This window comes from uncultured Fretibacterium sp. (assembly GCF_938030725.1).
Classification (GTDB): Bacteria; Synergistota; Synergistia; order Synergistales; family Aminobacteriaceae; genus Fretibacterium.
The window spans coordinates 1-19210 of record NZ_CALHIQ010000095.1 but is presented as its reverse complement, the minus strand read 5'-3'; the positions used below and the strand labels follow the sequence as shown (position 1 = coordinate 19210).

Below are 19210 nucleotides of genomic sequence, written 5' to 3'. Positions count from 1 at the left end.
GGCCCCAGCAGGACGACCAGCTCCCCCTCGCGGATCGTCAGGTCGATCCCCCGCAAGGCGTGGACGGCCGCCGTCCCCTCTCCGTACACCTTCGTCAGGCCCTCGATCTCAAACACGGCAGCTCCGCGTCGATCCCCGGCCAAGAGCCTCGCCTCCTCAAACAAAACCCCGGTGGTTCTGGAAGTTTAACGGGCAAATAATGACATTAACTATGATGGTCCTTCATTATAGCACACGAGAAACGCCACAGACCGGGCTTCCGGAGGGTCGGCGGTCTGATGCTTCGGGGCAGGGTCGCCGGACCATTTTTATGATGAAAATACATAGTTTGCATGACGAACCTTGCTTGACCTTTCAACGTCCCTGCATGTACAATATGAACACAGTCTGTAGCGCTTTAGCCTGACTTCTTTGTTCCTGTATCGTCTTCTGTCACTTTCTTGCGGGCAGTGCCTCGCAGCCCTGCCCAAAGACTTTGAGGAGGGATTCGCTTGCTTAAGAAGACACCTTTGAACGCGGTGCACCATGAGCTGGAGGGCCAGCTGACGGACTTCGGCGGCTGGGAGATGCCCCTGTGGTACAAGGCAGGGGCGGTGAAGGAGCATCTCTTCGTCCTGGAGAAGAGCGGAATCTTCGACATCTGCCACATGTGCGTGGTGCGCGTCACGGGGAAGGACGCCTTTGAGCTTCTGCAGCGGTGCCTCACCCGTAACCTCGAGAAGATGGCGAAGGGCGCCTGCGGCTACACCATGATCCTGAACGAGCAGGGGCACGTGGTGGACGACTGCATCGCCTATCACATGGACGGGAACCGCACGGATTACGTGCTGGTGGTCAACTCCAATCGCGACGTCATCGTGGTGGATCACCTGAACAAGCACAAGGGCTCCCTCGACGTCACGATCAAGAACGAGGCGGGACACTTCGGCAAGATCGACCTCCAGGGGCCGAAGTCCGCGGACATCCTGCGCAAGGCCATGGAGAAGCCGGACCTTCTGAACGGCATGAAGTACTTCCACTTCCTGGGCGATTACGACCCCGCGAAGAACCACGACGTCCACCTGAAGGGCGGCATTCCGGTCCTGATCTCCCGCACGGGCTACACGGGAGAGCTGGGCTTCGAGATCCTCTGCCCCAACGACAAGACCCTTGAGGTGTGGAACCTCCTGATGAAGTCGGGTGGCGACGACATCCTGCCCTGCGGCCTGGCCGCCCGCGACTCGCTGCGCATGGGGGCCATGCTGCCCCTGTCCCAGCAGGACATCGGGCCGTGGCCCTTCGTCAACACCCCCTGGGACTTCGCCCTGCCCCGCGACAAGGAGGGCAAGCTGACGAAGTCCTTCATCGGATCGGATATCTACAAGAACCCGCCCGAGAGCTACACCTTCGCCTACTGCGGCTTCGACCCGCGCAAGGTTGACGCCCACAGCGGCGCGAAGGTCCTCTTGGATGGCAAGGAGATCGGCGTCGTCACGACCTGCTGCCTTGAGGTGGCCTGCAGCCGCGTGAACGGCAAGATCGTCGGCACGGCCAGCCCGGACAAGCCCGCGGACTTCAAGCCTAGGGGGTTGGTGGCCGGCTACGTCAAGGTGGACCGCAAGCTGGAGCCGGGGACGAAGGTCACCCTGAAGGACGCCCGTCGCTCCATTGAGGTGGAGATCGTCACGGACATCCGGCCGGGCCGTACGGCCCGCGTGGCCATCTGACGCCGGGCCGGCGGTTAAGGACTGCGGAGCGCCGGCGTTGTTACCGTTTTGCGTTTGTCGTAACTCATCATCATCAAAAATTAAGGGAGGACACTGCAAATGAAAGAATTCAACGAGCTGATCTTCAAGGACGACGCGCGCTACACCCAGACGCACGAGTGGGCGAAGAAGGCGGGGAACCTCGTCCGGGTTGGGGTGGACGACTTCTCCCAGTCCGCGCTGGGCGACATCGTCTACGCGGAGCTGCCTGAGGTCGGAGCGGAGGTCCACGCGGGCGCGGCGTTTGGCTCCCTCGAGTCCACCAAAGCGGTCAGCGACCTGAACGCTCCCGTTTCCGGCAAGGTGGTCAAGGTCAACGAGGCCCTTGCGGACTCCCCGGACCTGGTGAACAAGGACCCCTTCGGAGAGGGGTGGATGATCGAGATCGAGCCCTCCAACCCGGCGGAGTTCGACAAGCTCATGGCGGTTGATGCCTACAAGGAGTACGCCAAGGGCGAGCACGCCAAGCACTAGGGGAGGCGAGAACCCATGAGGTATCTATCCCAGACGCCGGAGGACACGAAGGAGATGCTTGACGCCATTGGCGTCAAGAGCGTTGAAGACCTCTTTACCTCCATTCCGGCGAACGTGCGGCGCGACGCGCCCATCGACATCGAGCCCAAGAGCGAGTGGGCCCTGTCGAAGGAGATACGCGCTCTTGCGGCGCAGAACTTCAGCGGCACGGCCTTCCTGGGCGCGGGCTGCTATGCTCATGCCATCCCGGCCCACATCCCCTATCTGGCGATGAGGTCCGAGTTTCTGACGTCCTACACGCCCTATCAGCCGGAGGTCAGCCAGGGGACGCTGCAGGCGATCTTCGAGTTCCAGACCATGACGGCGAACCTGCTGGGCACGGAGGTGGCCAACGCCTCCATGTACGACGGCGCAAACTCCGTGGCGGAGGGGGCCCTGATGGCCATTCGCGTCAAGAAGAAGCACAAGGTGGCCTACTCCCGCCTGCTGCACCCCCACTACGTGGAAGAGATGAAGACGTACTTCCGCCCGGCGGGCTTTGAGGCGGTGGAGCTTCCCGTGCTGCCGGACGGTCGCACGGACCTGAGCAAGATACCGGACGATGTCTCCGCCGTCGTCGTCCAGTCGCCGAACTTCGCGGGCGTCATCGAGGACCTGGAGGCGGCGGCCAAGGCGGCCCACGACAAGGGCGCGCTGCTCATGGCGGCCTTCTCCGAGGCCATGGCCTGGGGGCTTTTGAAGAACCCCGGCAGTTGCGGCGCGGACATCGTGGCCGGCGAGGGCAGCAGCTTCGGGCTGGCGCTCAACGCGGGCGGCCCCGCCCTGGGGCTCCTGGCCTGTTCCATGAAGAACGTCCGCACCATGCCGGGCCGTCTCGTGGGGCAGACCGTGGACCACAACGGAAAGCGCTGCTTTGTTCTGACGCTCTCCGCGCGCGAGCAGCACATCCGCCGCGAGAAGGCCACGTCGAACATCTGCACGAACTCCGGCCACTGTGCGCTGACGGCCGCCATGTACATGGCCTCCGCCGGGCGCGGAGGGCTGCACGCCATCGCGAAGCTGAACCACGACAAGGCCGCTTACCTGAAGGGTGGACTGGAGAAGGCGGGCTTCAAGCCGCTCTTCAACGCGCCGTTCTTCAACGAGTTCGCCATGAAGGCCCCCGCGGGCTTTGAAAAGAAGTACGAGGAGCTCCTGAAGAAGGGCTTTGCCGCAGGCCTCGACATGGGCCGCTTCTTCCCTGAATACAAGGGCGTGTATCTGTTCTGTGCGACGGAGGTCCACACCCGCGAGGCCATCGACGCATTTCTTAAGGAGGTGGCCTAGCCATGAAGGGTTATCCTGGAATGAGGGGTATCGCGTACAAGGAGGATCTCCTGTGGGAGAAGTCCCGCAAGGGCCGGGTCGGCATCAGCATCCCTGAGGCGGACGTGCCGGGGGCGGACCTCGACCCGTCCCTCGTGGGCGCGGAGCCGAACCTGCCGGAGCTCTCCGAGGTGGACGTCGTCCGCCACTACACGAGGCTCTCCACGTGGAACTTCGGCCTGGACACGGGAATGTATCCGCTGGGCTCCTGCACCATGAAGTACAACCCCAAGATCAACGAGGCCATGGCGGCGCTGCCGGGCTTTGCCAACCTGCACCCTCTGCTGCCCGACGAGTGTATGCAGGGCGCGCTGAAGCTGATGTACGAGTTCGAGCAGGACCTGCTGAAGATTACGGGCATGAAGGCCGCGACGCTTGAGCCGGCGGCCGGCGCTCAGGGCGAGCTGACGGGGATGTTGATGATCCACGCCTACCACGCGCACAAGGGGCGCCAGCGCACCAAGCTCATCATGCCCAGCACCGCTCACGGCACGAACCCGGCCTCCGGGGCGCTCTGCGGCTACACGCCGGTGCCGGTGGAGCTCTCCGCCGACGGGGTCGTTACCCCGGACGCCATCCGCGCCATCATGGACGAGGACACGGCGGGCATCATGCTGACGAACCCGAACACGCTGGGCATCTTCGAGAACCACGTGGCCGAGGTGGCTGAGATCATCCACGAGAAGGGCGGACTGGTCTACGGCGACGGCGCCAACATGAACGCCCTGATGGGCTACGTGGACGTGAAGAAGATGGGCGTTGACGTGCTGCACCTGAACGTCCACAAGACGCTGTCCACGCCCCACGGCGGCGGCGGCCCCGGCGCCGGCCCCGTCGTGGTGGGTGAGGCCCTGGAGCCCTTCCTGCCCGTTCCCCGCGTCCGCAAGGACGGCGACCGCTACTACCTGGACTTCAACATTCCGCTCACCATCGGGCGCCTGCAGTCCTTCCTCGGCAACTTTGCCGTTCTGGTGCGCGCCTTCACCTACACCCGCACGATGGGGAGCGACCTGAAGGCCGCGACGGAGGCGGCGGTGCTGAACGCCAACTACGTGAAGGCGAAGCTGCGCGGGGACTACAACCTGCCCTTCCCGCAGCCCAGCCTGCACGAGGTCATCTTCAACGACGAGGAACAGAAGAAGAACGGCGTCACCACCATGGACATCGCCAAGCGCCTTCTGGACTGCGGCTTCCACGCGCCGACGGTGTACTTCCCGCTGGTGGTGGACAGCGCCCTCATGATCGAGCCGACGGACACTGAGCCCAAGGAGGAACTGGACGCCTTCATCGCCGCGATGAAGGACATTGCCGCGGACGCCAAGACGAACCCGGAGCGCGTCACGAACACCCCGCAGAACACCATCGTGTCCCGCCCGGACGAAACGCTGGCAGCCCGCCAGCTCATCCTGAAGGGCGAGTAAGGCCCTGCACGAGGGTAAAGAGCGATATTCTGCAAAGGGGGCGCCTCAGGGCGTCCCCTTTGCGCACTCCGCTTTATCCATAGGGCCTGTTGCAGGGCGTGGAAGGGTGCTATATCATGGTGCGTGAAGCCGGCCGCCCTGAGGGCCGAGGTGGCGTCAACGCTGCGCCGTGGAGTCTTTTTCTGAAGGGAGCTGTTTTATTATGGACAAGAAGGAAATGGCCGAGGTCGTCCGCCGGATGATGGCGGCGCCATCCTGTTGCGCCGAGGCGCGGGCCGCCGGCCAGCGATGGCTGGACGCGCTGGGGAAGGCCGACGAAGCCACTGAAGCCCGGAGCCTGATCGCGGAGCTGGAGGCGGACCTGGTGCCCATCGACGGATTGATCGCTTTTATGGGGTCGGAGGAGGGCGCCACCCTCTTCGGTGCCGAGAAGGCGAAGGAGTTTGAGGCCCACGGGCGGGAGATCAAGGCGAAGGGCGCGAAGTACTGCGACTGCGGCGCCTGTAGCGCGGCCCTCGAGGTCCTGGACCACCGGGACGTCCTCCTGAAGTAGCCGCCCCAAGGTTTTTGGGCGCGATGTCCCTCGCGCTGAAAGCAAGCCCCCGCCACCTGGGATGGCAACTCCCCTTTCAGGGGCAATCCGCATGATGAAACACGAGTTGGTAAAAGGGTCGTATGGCCGCGCCCTAAGGCGCGGCCATACTTGGATGAAAGCGTGAGGGCAACGACGTTCGTTCGAGCCTCTATGCGCTTTCCGTCAACTTCAAGATTTCGGCATCGGTTGCCGGCTGGAGCCCCGTCAGCCGTTCCGCCAGGAAGGTCAGGTTCCCGTACTCGTCAGGGACGAAGTACTCCACGACGTTCAAGAGTACCCGCTCGCCCGTTTGCATCGCCGCGGGGACTGGAAGCTCCCCGATGCGGTGGTCACACAGCCGGACGGCCCCCTGACGCTCCACCCCCCGCCCCCAGAGCAGGTAGCGACCGTCGAGAGCCGATATGTCCTTTTTTTCCGCCCCCTGCAATGGGGATTCCGACAGCCGGACGGCCCTTCCCCTATTCCCGCTGTCCTCTCGCACCCACCGCAGCTCAAAGGTTGGACAGAAGCAGCGCAGCTCAAAGAGGTTCTCTATTGTCTTGCCCCCATCGAGGGAGAGAAATTTTCCATCCCCGCCCCCTTTGTCCTCCCTCCAATCGACGAAGCCGCAGAAGTCGGGGGTGTAGGCCAGGACGAACGGCCGCGCCGCATCCACGCCGATCCCCTTGACCTGCTTCATCGCCTCAGAAGCGGAGACAGCCGGATAGGACAGGTCGTACAGGGTGGTTGACCTCATCTCATTTCTCCTCGCGTCACACATTGTGTTTCGTCTCCTCTTTCGGGAACTGCGGGAGGTGGAAGGCACCGCCTCCATCCACAAAGGCGTCCCAGGCGGTCTGAAGTTTCTCCTCCGCAGGGAAGCCAGAGTCCCAATCGACGCCCTCCACGGCGATCTCGCCCATCCCGCGCCGGGAGCCGAACCCGATGGATACGTACCCATCCTCCAAGTCCCGGACCAACAGCTTCAACAGGGCCAGTGCCGCGTGCCCTTCCGCCTCGGGAAAGTCCGACAGGTCCAAGGCCAAGCGAATGGGCTCCCATCCGCTTTCCCTTTCCCTCTCGTCGCGCTTTACCGGGCGGGTGCTGTAGAGCGCTCCCTCTGAAGCCCCGCCGGTGAAGCGGTCGATGGCGACGTGCTGGTGCCGTTCCGTGACGGCGTTCAGGGCATTGGCGTCCTCCTTCAGCCACGCATCGGGGGAGACGGGTGCCTCCGGCCTGTAGTAGACGTCGTCGACCGAGAGCCGTCCCGCCCACTCCGTCGAGCCAAAGAGGGCGTCGAGGAGGTTCAGATACTCCGGCTTCTCCGAGGCATTCTCCCCGTCGGGGTCGAAGAGCGTGTGCAAAATCCTGCGGGCCTGAGCGCGCAGGGCTCCCTTGACGGAGCTGCCGGGCAGGACGGGAGCGATGCCGCCAGCTGCGTCTTTAGCTCCCTCCACACCGCTCATCAAAGGCAGCATGTCAGCCTCCACTCCGTCGCGCCCCGCCTTGACCATGATGGGCGACAACGCCCGCCAGTGGATGAGGACCTCGAAGAGACGCTGCTCTCTCCGTTTCGGTGTCCCAAAGCACTCAAGCGCCTTCAGCTCCTGCTCCAGCCCCAGGCCCCTTCGATCCTCGCTGGAGCCGCCTGATGCCAGCCATCGGTCGAGGTCTCCCGAATTTCCGGCGAAGTCGTAATAGTCCACTCTCAGGTCCTCCAGGCGCAGCTCCCCCATACCCCTCGTCTTGCAGGCGCCAAAACGAACCTTCCCTTCGCACATAGCCTTCAAAAGCAGGGCCAGCGTCCCTGCGGGATGCTCCGTTCCGGGCTCCGAACTTTTGTCAATATCCAACTCCATCTCCAGGGGAAAGCGCGTCCCGCGGGGCAGAAGGCCCCGCGTGTAAAAGAACCCATCAGCGACCGTCCCGGTGTCCGCCCGAAGCGCGATGCCGTGCCGCCGCTCGCGGGCCACCCCCTGAGCCGGGCTGTCCTCAATGAAAAGGAAGCTGGCCTGTCCGCCGTCCCTTGCCTGTTCGATGAAACCGAAGAGCGTGTCTAGCAGTTTCTCAGACTCTACGTTTTCCGAAAGCCAGGCCCGCATGGGGCCGGCCAGGCTTGTTCCGGGGATATAGAACCGCCCGGCACCGTCCACGGCGACGTCCAGGTCCACGTGCTCCCCGGCGCCAAGCCCCCCCACGGAGATCGGGGTCTTGGCGACGAGGTCCCCGCGAACCCAAACCTTCCCGACAATCGTCCGGCTCATTCCTCGCTTCCTCCCTTCGTCCGCTTTTCGTCGTCAAAGACGGCCTCGCAGAACACGTCCCAGAACTCGGCCAGGGCGAGCAGCGTCAACCGTTCCCACTCCACTTCCTCCGCCTTGGCAAAGACCTTCCAAAAACGTCTCTTAACGGCTTCGAACGCTTCCGAAAGCCCCCATATTTTCTCGGGATCGTCCACAAGCTCCCGGACCCATTCTCTCCAGGAATCCTCCCATGAGCCTTTTTCATCGCCTCCTGAACTCTGTGGAAGCAGATTGAGCCAGTCCCGGATGGATTCCACGGAAGATCGCTTGGGAACGTCCCCGATCAACGCGGCGAACTCCCGCAGCATCCCGAACTGGCTGACGTTTGGGGCGTTGCTCCATGTCATTTGAGGATGGCCTGCGAACACGGCCCTCTTCTCTCTCGTCTTGACGAGCTCATAGGCCTCCCGGCGTGCAGCCTGGCGGAACTGTTCCCGGAGCAGGGTTTCCGCTAGGGCGAGGATGAGCGCTCGATCCTCAGGAAGTTTGGGCAGATCAGGAGCCGAGGGCGGCTCCTTCTGCTCCGTCTCCTTTGAAATTTCCAGTTTTTCGACCCCACTCTGTTTGTCGCACAGGAAGGGCGGGTTCAGTAAGACGCGCCCGTAGCCCTCCGCTCGCCGATCGCCAAGGCCCTGCTCAACCAGTGCTTGCGCATGAGCCTCACTCCACGCCTCGGGGTTTGTAACTTGGAACAGCAGGACGCTTCCCGCCTGAAAGTAGCTGAGGGATGGGCGAGGCAGGGTCCAGCGCGTCTGCCACGACTCGCGCCGCCCCACGCGCACGCAGTGCCCGGAGGTTCCGCCCAGGGGGGATTGTCGGAAGCTTCGCCCCTCCACGTTTATCCAGTCGCTGTCGGGGATGTCCGAAAGCTCCACATGCAGCGCCCTGGACAAGGCGCCCTTCAGGTCCTCCAGCCGCAGGGAGTAGCTCTGAAATTCCCCACGGATCAGGAGGTCCGAGATCAGATAGACCACCAGATAGCTTTTGCCGCCCGCCTCCAGCAGCTTGGGCGACCAGAGCCGCCCCTCCGGCGCGGAGGCGTCCGACGGAACGTACTGCAGCGACACCGCCCCGTACTCGTCCTTGCGGGACTGGCCGATCGAGAGCTCGCTGGAGGCGAACTTTTGGAGGATATCGTTTTTCTCCCGCACCTTCTCCCAAAGCTCCGCAGACATCCGCACCGTCCCGCGGAAGGTCTGCCCCGAGCGGATCGCCTCGTAGGTGAAGAGGCCGCCGACCTTCTCCGTGGGCCTTTGGCTTGCATCCTCCACCGTGTTATGGGTCCTCAAGAGCCTGCGACTGTCCGCGGGGAGGTACTGCACCTTCTCCCCCTCGATGCGGATGTACCCCGTGCGCAGGTCCTTCATCTGCACACCCTCTTTTTCGGGCTGGGACACCAGCCGATTGAGCATCCCCTTGCCCTCCTTCTCCCTGGCCAGGCACAGCGGGACGGGCAGGGAGCGCCCGCCCTCGACCTCGGGCAGGAAGTTCCCCACCGAGAAACTTCCATCCAGGACGGCGGACCGCAGTTCCTCCTCACCCAGGGGGGCCAGGACCTCGCGCGTGAACCAGGGCAGCAGGGAGACGCCGGGGAGCGTCGGCTCGCTTCGGACGAGATTGCCCAACGTGACCTTGTTGATCACGACCGGTTGGAGCGTCGTGAGACGGAAGTCCAGTTCCACGGAAGATCCGGCCCCTGGCCACGAGGTCTTCGGTCCCTTCCCGGATTCCGTCCGATCAGGAGCGTTGAACCAGTCGAGACGGCATCGTCCGCCCCCTCTCCGGCGCTTTCCCCCAAGCCGACGCACGGCCCTGACCGCGTCCTCCAGCAGCTTCTCTTCATCCTTGGACAGGGGACCCCTCAGGTATTTGACGGGGGCGTAGAGCGTGCATCCGCGCACCCGCTCCGTGGAGAAGAGGTGGTCCTCCAGAGCTCGGCCCGTCGTCCGGTCGATCTTCACCCCCGGCCGAACCGTGAAGAGGGCCGTGCGTAAATCCGGCCCGGAGTCCTCTCGAAGCCCCTGAACGTAATTCCGCGGGTCCTGGCTCAGCGTGGCGCTCCCGATGCCGACCGCCGCGCCAGAGACGAAGCCTCCCGATGTCCCCCCATGGCTCTCAGGCTGTTCCCCAAACAGGCCGATCAGGGCATTTTTCCACTTATTGCCCTTTTCCGCGGTGTCCCGCGTGTCGGCGATCCATTCCGCGGCGTCGCGCAGGATGCCGGTCAGGCTCTTGCCGGGGACGTAGGGGAAGCCCTCCTCGTCTCGCAGGACCTGACGGTCCACGCTCCCCGGAATGCCGGCGCCCGAACCAACGTGCCAGTCGGAATCAAACCGCAGACGCAGCCAATTCCCGTTCATGCCGTCGCCTCCTCGTCCCTGGAAGAACCTTTTTCTTTTTCCCTGCCGGGGGCCTCGAACTTCGCGGCCTCCAAGGCGTCCAGAAAATGGGTGTAGCGGTGAAAAACTCCGTCTTTTCCAGTTTTCTCCAGATCGACGTAAAGGGAGGGCGAATCCGCGGAAACCTTTCGCCACTGCGCTGCAAAGTCCCTATACGTGTTCATGAGAAACGCCCACTCCGCCTCCTGCGTCTTGAGGTGCTCGGAGAAGAGGGACTCCCGTACCGCATGGGCCTGAGAGGAGGGAAGCAGGGGCTTTTTTGAGCTTGCCTCCACGCGCACGAGCACGTCCACGGCGCGCTGGAACGCCCCGAAATCGTGAACGCGGCTCCATGCCTCATGCTGTCTTTCCAGCTCCGCCTTTTCCTCGTTCGTCTTCCCAGCGTCGTCCGGCTTCTCCCGACTTCCTCTGGAAACGACGTAGGGCTTGGCGGTGAGGTGCCTTTCCTGCTGGCTGCCGTCTTGCTCCTCCCGGATGGTCAGGGACTTCCGGACGTCGGAGGCAGAGGTGGCGACGGAGTCGTAGAGGATGTGAAAGTCCAAGGAGATAGAGTCCTTGCCGTACTGTTTCTTGACCTCCTTGGCGCTCTGCATCAGCTCCTCGGCCATGTTGTAGGACTGAGAGAAGGGGAAGTGCGGCTTTGCGATCGAGATACCCGCGCACATTCCCAGCCGAGGGAGCCCGGCCTTCTCCAGAATGGGCCGTACGGCCTCGTGGTCCTGCGTCTTTTTGCAGAATTTTTCCATGAAGGTCCGTGTGAAGTCGATGCCCCTGTAGCCCTCCATGACGGCGGTGAGGTCGTCCCCCCCTACCACAACGGGGACGATGGGCAGGGCGCGTGGGCTTTTCTCGCCCCAGACTGCCTCGACGGCCTCGCGGAACGTCTCGCGGCTGATCACGTCCAGCGCGGAGGAGAACTCGCGGTAGCAACGGATGTAGTCCCGCCCCGTCGCGGCCCCGTTCTTAAGGGCGTTCACCCATCGGTCAAGGTCGATGAACAGCTGCCCCAGGCCGTTTCCGTCGGCATGGACGACCGCGAGCCAATCCCGTCCCTCGAGGGATTTCAGCCCTTCATCCTCGAAAAGGCCGCTCTTCCATCCCTCCGGAAAAAGTCCTTGCATACGCGCCTTAAAATCCTCGTCTCGCGAAGCTTTCCGCTGCGCCAGCGCGGGTCCTGCAACAGGGAGCGGGTCTCCTCCTCCCTTGCCTGCCTCCAGCCCGACGGCAGGCAGGCCGGAGTAGGTACATTCCGCCGCGATGGGCAGACGCTGGAATCGGGCCAGAGGGGAGGCCTGTCCCTGGGCCCGCAGGAGGGTCATCTGGCGGGAGGTCTCTCGGAAGGCCTGCAGGAAGGAATTTTTTGAGGAGGAACTCAGGGGCAGGGAGGGGTCAACGGCCTCCCTGGAATAGACGGCCACGGCGTCGAGACCCGGCGCTTCCGAGAGGACGATCCGGCTCCACGACCGGACGAAGCGTTTGGCCACCTCCTCGCTGCGCGCCAGCAATAGAGCCTTGCCCGACGTGGCGATGACCGCCTCGATGGCCTCGCCCTGCGTGGCCTCGATGGGCGCTTCTTCGGCAATGCAGGTGACGGAAAAGCCTCTCCCCGTCGCCTCGTCGACAGCCTGCTCCACGTACCGGGTCCCGACGCGGTAGAGCAGCTCGGAGGCCCCCACGACGTTGCGCAGCTTGTTGGAGGCGAAGATGTAGGCCTGATTCCCTCCCGTCTCCAGGTTGATGAGTCGGATATCCTGTTCCACGATCGAAGACATTTCGTTCCTCCTCTCAGAGGCCGCTCAGGGGCGTGCCGACAGTGGGCAGGCTATGGCCGTTTACGCATTTGCCACCTTCCATTTTTTCGTTCTCCACAAACCAGCCGAACCCCTCGAATCCATCGGAACGGTTTTCCTCGCTGCGCGGGTAGGTCACGGGGGCATCGGTGAAGCCTTTCATCGCACTCGTGAAGTCCTTGATGAAGGAGAGGGTGCTCCATCCGCAGTCACTCTTACGGCTGGCTTTGACCTTCTTCAGGAGGTCCTTGTACGCCCCAGGCAGCGCGTCGATCTCCTCTTTGTAAAGTTCTTCGAGCATTTCCCTGTCTGGAAGGGCTTCCATGGGCGGCTCTGCCGAATCCTTTTCCAGGGCCTCCAGCCAGGCGAAGCGGAACGACTTCTGCTGCTCTGGTCCCAGAGCCTTGAAAAATTCGCTCTTTTCCCACGGGAAAAGCTCAGCGTCCCCAAGGACAGCGTCGTCCTTAGGGGGGGTGCCGTAAAGGCGAAAGACGTTCTTCTGGTAATTCTGGATCGTCGCCTGAACCTGCCCCTTGGACAAGCCCTTGGTCGAGGGAGCGGGGCTGTCCAGCCTGCGATAGCGGTCTCTGAAGTCTTCGCCGGTCATGAAGGGAAGCGGTTCCTCCCCGTTCCATTGAATGGAAAGGGCCACGCTGCCCAGCCCCAGGGGTTTGGCGAAGCCCAGGCGAAAATATTGCTGCTCCAGGCTCAGAAGGGCCAGCAGGGTGCCCAGCTCCTCCCGCGTCAGGTTTTCCACCTTAACGTCAAACCGGAAATCGGTCCCCTTGGGAATCCAGCCTGTGATCGAACGGTTTTGGCTGCTGCATTGCTTTTCCCCAGAGGGCTGCCGATACTCCGGAAAGATGGACATCCTGGCCCCCTGGTGTTCGTCCCAGTAGTCCGCTTTCCCTTCCTTGTCCAGGTGCGCCAGCGTGTGGTGCAGATATACCTTGCGGCCCCGGAGCTTCTTTTTGTCCCCTGCGTATCCGGCGGCCTGTTTGGGGCGCCCGTCAGGCTGCGGGGCTCCCTTCTCGTCGCCAAGGTAGAAACGGGCCTGAGCGGGCTTGGGAGCCCCCAGAATGCTGAGGGGCAGGGGATTGTCGAAGCACTGTACCGGGGATGGGCGCTCTTCACCTGACCTTGGGCTATAGATACCATCCCCAATGCGCACCTTGCCTTTCCAGGCTCCAAGTCCCTGGGGTGCTCCCTGAGCGACCCAACCGAAGAGCCGATCCGCTGGGGAGAGCTGGTCTATCGACTCCGCAGGTTTCAGGCTGTCTTCGAGGAAGTCCCACGGGGCCTTTTCGTTGAGCTCGCGGGATATCTGGACGGGGTACAGGGCCGAGATCGTCCTTCCGTCCGTCTTGACGTACACGAAACGACCGTCGGACAGCGCGAGCTGTCCTTTGTCCCAGATGTGGAGGCCCTGGACGCTCCGTCCGCCGATCGGGGGGTTGGCTCCGTCCTTGTGGACCCGCTGATAATCCGCGATGAGATCTTCATAGGCCTTGATGTTTTCGGGGGAAAGCAGCAGGGAAACGGGCGTATCTGTGTTGAAAAAAAACCGTTCGTCGTGCTTTCTCTCGAAGATCTTGCCCGATTTGACGACGTACCCACGAACCACCTTTTCCTCCGCCGTGGCGGTCGCCTTGTGCGTTATGGGCTCCAGGGCAAGGCCGTCGATCTCCGCGACGCTCCAGAATTTGAAGTTTCCGTGATCGTACTGCCGAATCCTCACGTTTTCGTACTCGGCTTCGTGATGCAGGCGGGGGCAGGCGTCCTCCGTCCCCTTCCGATAGCAGGGCAGCCAGGCGGCGTAGAGGGGGCCATCCGCGCTGCCGTCGGACCTGATCTTAGAGGTTCCGGTGAAGAGGGTTACGGACCAGTTTCCATCGCTACAGCTCACCCTGCCGGGTACCAGAGTTGCCCGTGCCGGAGAACGGTAGCCCAGGCGTTTTTCGTGCTGTCGCTTCCCGAACACCCGATACCGGCTGTTGGTGACAACCTCGTAGGCGGAGCTCAGCATCCCCTTGAGCGCCGTCGCCGGAATGTACTCCAGACAGTCGTAGATGTAGTGTTCATTGGCGCCCTCCTTCTCCCTCTTCGTCTCCGGGTTCGTGATGAAGAGCGGCGTCTGCGTCCGGAGCCGCACCGGGATGACGCCCGTGTAGCGCTCCGACCAGTATCGGGAGTGGTTTTCCCGATACTCCGGCTTTGAGGGGTCGTGGTCCCCCGCAAAGGGGTCCTTCAGCACCTCCTCCGTCCTGTTCGGCGTTCGCACGAAGTTGTAGGGATTGTGAAACGTTCTTGGCAAAAGAACCAGCCTCCTTGGGTGTAAAATGAGCACGAATGAGATAAGACGGACCGCACACAAGGGAGATGACGTCGATGCGCAGCTACATCCTTCAGCTAAAGTCCCGGGATAAGAACCTCCTGTCCGCTTCCAACGGCTACCTGCTCTTTTCTCTGCTCTGCGACCTGGTCCGAGGCTCCCGGCTGGACCCCGTGTTCCACCCCGACGCCGGGGACGGCAAAAAGGCTGTGTCGCTTGGCATGATGCGCCCTCAGGGACAAAATGCGTTCGCCTCGGAGGACTTCCGCCTCGCGCGGGGGGATGTCGTTCGGGCCCGAGTCTCCTTCATCCATGACGAGGACGGCCTGTGCTTCGAGTCCCTCCTGCGCCCCCGTGCGGGAACCGCCGTCCGCCTGGGAACGGCCTTCTTCGTCCTCGACAGGCTCCTTTGTCCGGGGGAGGACAAGCTGGCCCTGGGCCTGTCCCCCGCGCAGCTCGGCTCCGACGGATTCGGCGGGCCTGCGATTCGTTTCGCCTGCCGGGTTCAAGAGGAGCGGACGCCAGTTCTTCCTGCCCCTTCCGGAGCCGATCTTCGGCGAGCTGCTCCGCCAATGGCGCTTTTTCTGGACCCCGCCGGCTGGCCCGGATTCGAGGAGGTCCTGCCCCGTATCGAGGTCTGGAGCTACCGCGCCGAGAGCCGCGCCGTGCGGCTGCGACAGGACCGAATCGTGCGCGGCTTCTGCGGCGAGGCCGAGTTCACGCTGCCGGGCTCTGGAGTGCCGGAGAGGACAGCGCTTTCGGCCCTTGTGGGGCTGGCCTTCTTCACCGGCGTCGGCTACAAGACGACGCAGGGGATGGGCGAGGTCTGGCCGTTCTGGAAGAGCTAGACCTTCTTGAGCAGCCCTGCGAGCTTCACAGCATTCTCCGGGGTGAACGGATACCGTTCGTAGATAGCGTTTCCTCCTGGGACTAGATGGATTAGTTCCCTCCCGATCTCCACACACATCCTGGCATCCTGGGGGTCAACTGGGCGCATTCCGTGTCCCACAATCGATTTGTTTCTAGCATATCGCAAGTGCTCAAGATTTTTTGAAAATTTCCCCTCAAAAGATTTAAGATCGACATCGTTGAAAATATCGATCAAAACCTCGGAAAAGACACCCATGTTTTCTTTAAAATACATCCTGTTCCAATCTACCATACCGGGAGAGCTTTTCTCGCGTAATTTCTCCAAACTTCTGGGAGAGCTGTCGTTCAGACGGCGCTTGTTGATACCGTATTGGGAAAGGCGATAATACAGCACCCCCTCCCGCAAACGCCAGAAACGTGCCAGGACATCCGCATAGTTTCCTCGTCTAAAAGCTCGAAGCAGATTAAAGTAGAGATCAACGAGGTTATGCGTGCTTTCTTCTTCTTTATCTTCCTTGAGGTGATCGAGAAAAGCCCTCTGATCGTTCAGTATCTTCTCATAATCAGGCAGATATGGGGATTCCATGGTGAATTCTATCTTTTGCATCGCCTCAAACGCATCTTTGTATCGCATCAAATCCATCTTCTCGTAAGCGCCAAAAATTTCTTTAAGGGTTTTGGCAATGACACGGCGCCCAGGTAAAAAGGTTAGATCGGACAACGAATCGCAATCGCTTACAACGGAGTGGTAATGGCTGCGTTCGGCGTTGCTTTCTAAGCGTGCAAGCAAAGACGCCTCTGCAACCAAAGGAGTGTTGACAGGTTGCACGCGCTTACCATCGGCAAAATTGGGTGCGGCACACTGGTAAAATTGAGGCTTGATTTGCGACACCGATAGGTAGAGTTGGGCAACTTGGGACATTTGTTGTGTTCCGGAGGAAGTGTTGAAGCAGAAGTCAAAGTCCAGAAGGTTCTCGGGGTACTCCTGAACATGGAGCATCTCAAGTACCTTTAGGCAGTTGTTCTTAAAGCTGATGTAGAGTTTTTCATGGTCCGTAACGTTATCCACGTCTAACGGAAGAATGTAACATTCAGGACTCTTTTCCTGTTTGCGAAGTATTTCTTGTATCTGGTAAGCCTTATCTTCGGTCTGGTTTTTTTGATCCTTTGCTTTCTCCTTACTGGACGGAAACAGGAAGACGATATCCGGCTGCAGCTCGTCGCAGATCGTCAGGATGCTGCCCCAGTCGTCACACGCCCGGGGAGCATCCGAAGAAACCATGATGACGGGGTCCGAAGCGACAGGTGACGGCGGATTCCCGAATAAATACCTGAGGCGAGCGAAGAAGCCCATTGAGTCGAGCTGAGAGAGAGTGGGGGCGGTGCATGGCTTTGTTTTGTTGTTATCGTTGTACGGGTCCCTCATCCCCACAAACGACAGCAACACCTTCTTACGCGGATTTTTCCCCTTCTCCGCTGAATTTTCAACGACGGTCTTCTGCACTTTGTCCTCCATGGCTATCTCGTTCTCCCTTTGTCTTTGTGCTCCAGATAGGCCCCGACGCGCCGGTCGATCTCGTCCGCCAGCTTCTTGGGTTCCAGCACCTCGACACAGTCCAGCGCCCTCATGATCCAAAGCGTGATTGACTCAAGCCCCTTCAGCGTCACCTCGTAATGGACGCTCTTGTTGCCATCGCCGTCTTTCTCCCACATCTTCTTCTCCCCCGGGAACCACTCCGTTTCCATACAAGGCTGGGCGAAAGAGCCGGTAATCCTCAACTTGACACGGTACTCCTCGTCCGGTTTCGCCGGATTGAAGTCCAGGGCGATGTTTTTCTTCAAAATCTCCAATGCCTCGTCTGACAGCGGGTGAGGCTGGCTCTCATCCAAAATTTCAACGGCCTTCATGCGGTCCAGTCGAAAGGCCGGCTGGTCGGGGTTCTTTTTACCCGGCGCATCTCCCATCACGTACCAGGAGTGGAACTTGTGGTACAGGATGTAGGGAGACAGCGTACAGGTGGACAAGCGCCCATCCCGCTCCGTGTATTGCCCGATCTTCAGGACGCGCTTCTTCTCGATGGCGTCGATGACCTTCATAAAGTCATCTCCGGAAACTTTTTGTGATATGGGGACGGTCGAAGCCACGGAGTCGGCAATCTTCTTGCTCTTTTCCAAAGCGTCCTTCAGGACCCGCTTGCGGAGCTTGTCCATGACCTCTCTGGAAGCCTGTGAGAAGGGCGGAAGGAAATGCCCAGCCATGGAAACCCCGGCGATGAGGACCAGAAGCTGTTTTTCGTCCAGCTTCATCGGCAACATGAAGTTAAAACGGCTCTCCATGACGTAGCGTCCTTCTGAGTTTTCCTTTATAGTGACGATCTCCTCGAGGTCTCTCTCGTCAATCTCATCATCCTTCAGCACTTCGCCATAGAGCTTGCGCAGATTGCTCCTGTCCCGATTGAACTTCCTGCGCAGGGAGGCCGAGTTGACATCCTCAGGATAGATCTTCGTACGAATTTCCTCGAACGCCACACCACTCTCACCATGTTGGGCAAGCAGGGCAACCAAGCGATGCAAGCGTTTTAAATTGCTCCAGGTGTCGTTCCCTACCTTTTTGCTCAAATCAGATGACCTCCTTTGTCAACAGGGAATCTTCAAGTGTTGCCAAAACGGATTCCAGAAGCTCGTCGGGGACGACGACGCCCCTCGGGGAGCCACCAACGGCCTCCCTGCCGCCCCACTCCTTCCCCTCGACCGCCGGAAGGCGGGGGAAAACGTTCTTCAGGCCGCCTCTTCCAAAGGCCCGCTCGGCCACCTCCTTGTTAGGGCAGGCCAACATGACGTTTCCGGCCTTTCGGACGTGGGAAACGATGCACCAGTGGCGCCACCCCTCGAGGGACGTAGCGAGAAACGCCTCCTGCCTGAAGAACTGCACATCGTGTCCCTTGACCGTCGAGGGGGCCACCAAGAGCACCTTGCCCGACGGTCCCGTGACCGCGCTCTCATAGTCCCGAAGGGCCTGCTGTATCCGCTCCTTCTCCTTTTTCTCAAGCTCATCAATTGCCTTCCTATAATAAGTAAAGTGGTCGAAAAGATCAAGGCACAACTGCACCCCATAGAGCCAGCTCCAGCCGCTCCTCCTGATGGAGGCCATGCCGACTTTCCAGAGGCGGATGCCGTCGCCGTAGCGCAGGACTCTGAAGTCCGCACCCAACGGGTTCGTGTCCAGCAGTCCCACCTCCGGATTGAGTCTCTCCAGGAGCTCCCGTGGCAGGAGCCCCAGGAGCGTCACTCCCGTCAGCACGCAGTCCGCGTCGGTATGGTTGACCATCAATCGCGCCGGACGGTCTGCTCCGAGGGTTCCGTAAAACTTGAGCGCCGTGACGCATGCCGAAGGAAGGTGCGAGTAGTCGTTATGATGATCGAGGCATCGAAAGTCAACGAAGGACTGCGTCCCCTCAGCCATCTCAATGGGCACAAACCCTTCTGCAATACGATCGGGGATCGTTTCAAGCTCCGGCTGCCAGAGCAGTTGGACCTCATGCCCCCTGCAGAACGTGGTGATCAGTTCCGTCACGATAGTATTCCCCCTTCAGGATATTCCTGTCGTCCCTGCGGTGTCGTTTGTGCCCCAGGCGCTTCACCCTCCTTCGGGCTGCCCTGCTGGATGTCGTATAACACCATGAATCGTTCTTGACGCGCGGTTTCATCGTTTTTTCACCTCTCAATGCCGCCCGCAGCAAACGCGGTCACGAAACGGACTCCACAACATAGCGGGTGAGTTTGGAGGTCTTGAGCTCGACCTCATCGCCCGCTTTTTTCCCCATGAGGGCTTTCCCCAGAGGGCTTTCCGCCGTGATGATCATGTACTTTTCTCCATTATAAAGAACGGAAGCTGTCACTTTACGCATGCCCATCTTACACATGTTCATCATTCCTC

The 19210-nt window shown here is 61.1% G+C and carries 15 protein-coding genes; 6 read left to right on the top strand and 9 right to left on the bottom strand.

Features of this window, described 5'->3' with window-relative positions:
- The first annotated feature begins 491 nt into the window (after positions 1 to 491).
- The 5 genes from Q0629_RS05970 to Q0629_RS05950 all read left to right on the top strand — a co-directional run bounded on the left by Q0629_RS05970 (position 492) and on the right by Q0629_RS05950 (position 5558).
- Entirely contained in the window at positions 492 to 1706 is a 1215-nt protein-coding gene (locus Q0629_RS05970) for a hypothetical protein (protein WP_298780177.1), read from the top strand.
- Positions 1707 to 1805: 99 nt separating this feature from the next.
- Entirely contained in the window at positions 1806 to 2219 is a 414-nt protein-coding gene (gcvH, locus tag Q0629_RS05965; RefSeq protein WP_298780174.1) for a glycine cleavage system protein GcvH, read from the top strand.
- 15 nt (positions 2220 to 2234) lie between these two features.
- Positions 2235 to 3545, top strand: a complete 1311-nt coding sequence (gene gcvPA, locus Q0629_RS05960; RefSeq protein ID WP_298780171.1) for an aminomethyl-transferring glycine dehydrogenase subunit GcvPA — start codon at positions 2235 to 2237, stop codon at positions 3543 to 3545.
- Positions 3546 to 3547: 2 nt separating this feature from the next.
- A complete protein-coding gene (gcvPB, locus tag Q0629_RS05955; protein ID WP_298780168.1) occupies positions 3548 to 5005 on the top strand; it encodes an aminomethyl-transferring glycine dehydrogenase subunit GcvPB in 1458 nt (485 codons plus the stop codon).
- A gap of 202 nt (positions 5006 to 5207) precedes the next feature.
- Positions 5208 to 5558, top strand: coding sequence for a heat-shock protein Hsp90 (locus tag Q0629_RS05950; protein WP_298780166.1), 351 nt, complete (start codon positions 5208 to 5210; stop codon positions 5556 to 5558).
- Between the two features lie 190 nt (positions 5559 to 5748).
- Here the strand turns inward: Q0629_RS05950 and csx19 are convergent, their stop codons facing one another.
- The 5 genes from csx19 to Q0629_RS05925 are packed head-to-tail and all read right to left on the bottom strand — an operon-like array spanning position 5749 to position 14385.
- Positions 5749 to 6336, bottom strand: a complete 588-nt coding sequence (gene csx19 / locus Q0629_RS05945; RefSeq protein WP_298780164.1) for a CRISPR-associated protein Csx19 — start codon at positions 6334 to 6336, stop codon at positions 5749 to 5751.
- A gap of 16 nt (positions 6337 to 6352) precedes the next feature.
- Positions 6353 to 7843 (bottom strand): RAMP superfamily CRISPR-associated protein, encoded by a 1491-nt coding sequence (locus tag Q0629_RS05940; RefSeq protein ID WP_298780161.1) that lies wholly within the window; start codon positions 7841 to 7843, stop codon positions 6353 to 6355.
- Positions 7840 to 10242: an RAMP superfamily CRISPR-associated protein gene (locus Q0629_RS05935; RefSeq protein WP_298780159.1), complete on the bottom strand. Its 2403-nt coding sequence runs from the start codon at positions 10240 to 10242 to the stop codon at positions 7840 to 7842. Before Q0629_RS05935 ends, Q0629_RS05940 begins: the two co-directional genes overlap by 4 nt.
- Positions 10239 to 12053, bottom strand: a complete 1815-nt coding sequence (locus tag Q0629_RS05930; RefSeq protein ID WP_298780156.1) for a hypothetical protein — start codon at positions 12051 to 12053, stop codon at positions 10239 to 10241. Before Q0629_RS05930 ends, Q0629_RS05935 begins: the two co-directional genes overlap by 4 nt.
- Before the next feature lie 13 nt (positions 12054 to 12066).
- Positions 12067 to 14385 (bottom strand): TIGR03986 family CRISPR-associated RAMP protein, encoded by a 2319-nt coding sequence (locus Q0629_RS05925; protein ID WP_298780151.1) that lies wholly within the window; start codon positions 14383 to 14385, stop codon positions 12067 to 12069.
- Between the two features lie 74 nt (positions 14386 to 14459).
- Between Q0629_RS05925 and cas6 the strand changes: the two genes are divergently transcribed.
- Complete coding sequence (gene cas6, locus Q0629_RS05920) at positions 14460 to 15251, top strand: CRISPR system precrRNA processing endoribonuclease RAMP protein Cas6 (RefSeq protein ID WP_298780149.1); 792 nt, start codon at positions 14460 to 14462, stop codon at positions 15249 to 15251.
- Here cas6 and Q0629_RS05915 read toward each other — a convergent pair.
- The 4 genes from Q0629_RS05915 to Q0629_RS05900 all read right to left on the bottom strand — a co-directional run.
- Positions 15248 to 16789: a hypothetical protein gene (locus Q0629_RS05915; protein ID WP_298780147.1), complete on the bottom strand. Its 1542-nt coding sequence runs from the start codon at positions 16787 to 16789 to the stop codon at positions 15248 to 15250. The two genes, cas6 and Q0629_RS05915, sit on opposite strands and share 4 nt — an antisense overlap.
- A gap of 2 nt (positions 16790 to 16791) precedes the next feature.
- Positions 16792 to 17838 (bottom strand): WYL domain-containing protein, encoded by a 1047-nt coding sequence (locus Q0629_RS05910; RefSeq protein WP_298780145.1) that lies wholly within the window; start codon positions 17836 to 17838, stop codon positions 16792 to 16794.
- A gap of 55 nt (positions 17839 to 17893) precedes the next feature.
- Positions 17894 to 18847 (bottom strand): hypothetical protein, encoded by a 954-nt coding sequence (locus tag Q0629_RS05905; protein WP_298780141.1) that lies wholly within the window; start codon positions 18845 to 18847, stop codon positions 17894 to 17896.
- A 172-nt stretch (positions 18848 to 19019) separates the two neighbouring features.
- The coding region (locus tag Q0629_RS05900; protein WP_298780139.1) for a GreA/GreB family elongation factor at positions 19020 to 19210 on the bottom strand (191 nt) is incomplete at its 5' end.

What these genes read in the sequence shown, in the direction of transcription:
- gcvH (WP_298780174.1), top strand. Translation starts at nt 1,806, where the DNA reads ATGAAAGAATTCAACGAGCTGATCTTCAAGGACGACGCGCGCTACACC.
- gcvPA (WP_298780171.1), top strand. Translation starts at nt 2,235, where the DNA reads ATGAGGTATCTATCCCAGACGCCGGAGGACACGAAGGAGATGCTTGAC.
- gcvPB (WP_298780168.1), top strand. Translation starts at nt 3,548, where the DNA reads ATGAAGGGTTATCCTGGAATGAGGGGTATCGCGTACAAGGAGGATCTC.
- Q0629_RS05950 (WP_298780166.1), top strand. Translation starts at nt 5,208, where the DNA reads ATGGACAAGAAGGAAATGGCCGAGGTCGTCCGCCGGATGATGGCGGCG.
- csx19 (WP_298780164.1), bottom strand. Translation starts at nt 6,336, where the DNA reads ATGAGGTCAACCACCCTGTACGACCTGTCCTATCCGGCTGTCTCCGCT.
- Q0629_RS05940 (WP_298780161.1), bottom strand. Translation starts at nt 7,843, where the DNA reads ATGAGCCGGACGATTGTCGGGAAGGTTTGGGTTCGCGGGGACCTCGTC.
- Q0629_RS05935 (WP_298780159.1), bottom strand. Translation starts at nt 10,242, where the DNA reads ATGAACGGGAATTGGCTGCGTCTGCGGTTTGATTCCGACTGGCACGTT.
- Q0629_RS05930 (WP_298780156.1), bottom strand. Translation starts at nt 12,053, where the DNA reads ATGTCTTCGATCGTGGAACAGGATATCCGACTCATCAACCTGGAGACG.
- cas6 (WP_298780149.1), top strand. Translation starts at nt 14,460, where the DNA reads ATGCGCAGCTACATCCTTCAGCTAAAGTCCCGGGATAAGAACCTCCTG.
- Q0629_RS05915 (WP_298780147.1), bottom strand. Translation starts at nt 16,789, where the DNA reads ATGGAGGACAAAGTGCAGAAGACCGTCGTTGAAAATTCAGCGGAGAAG.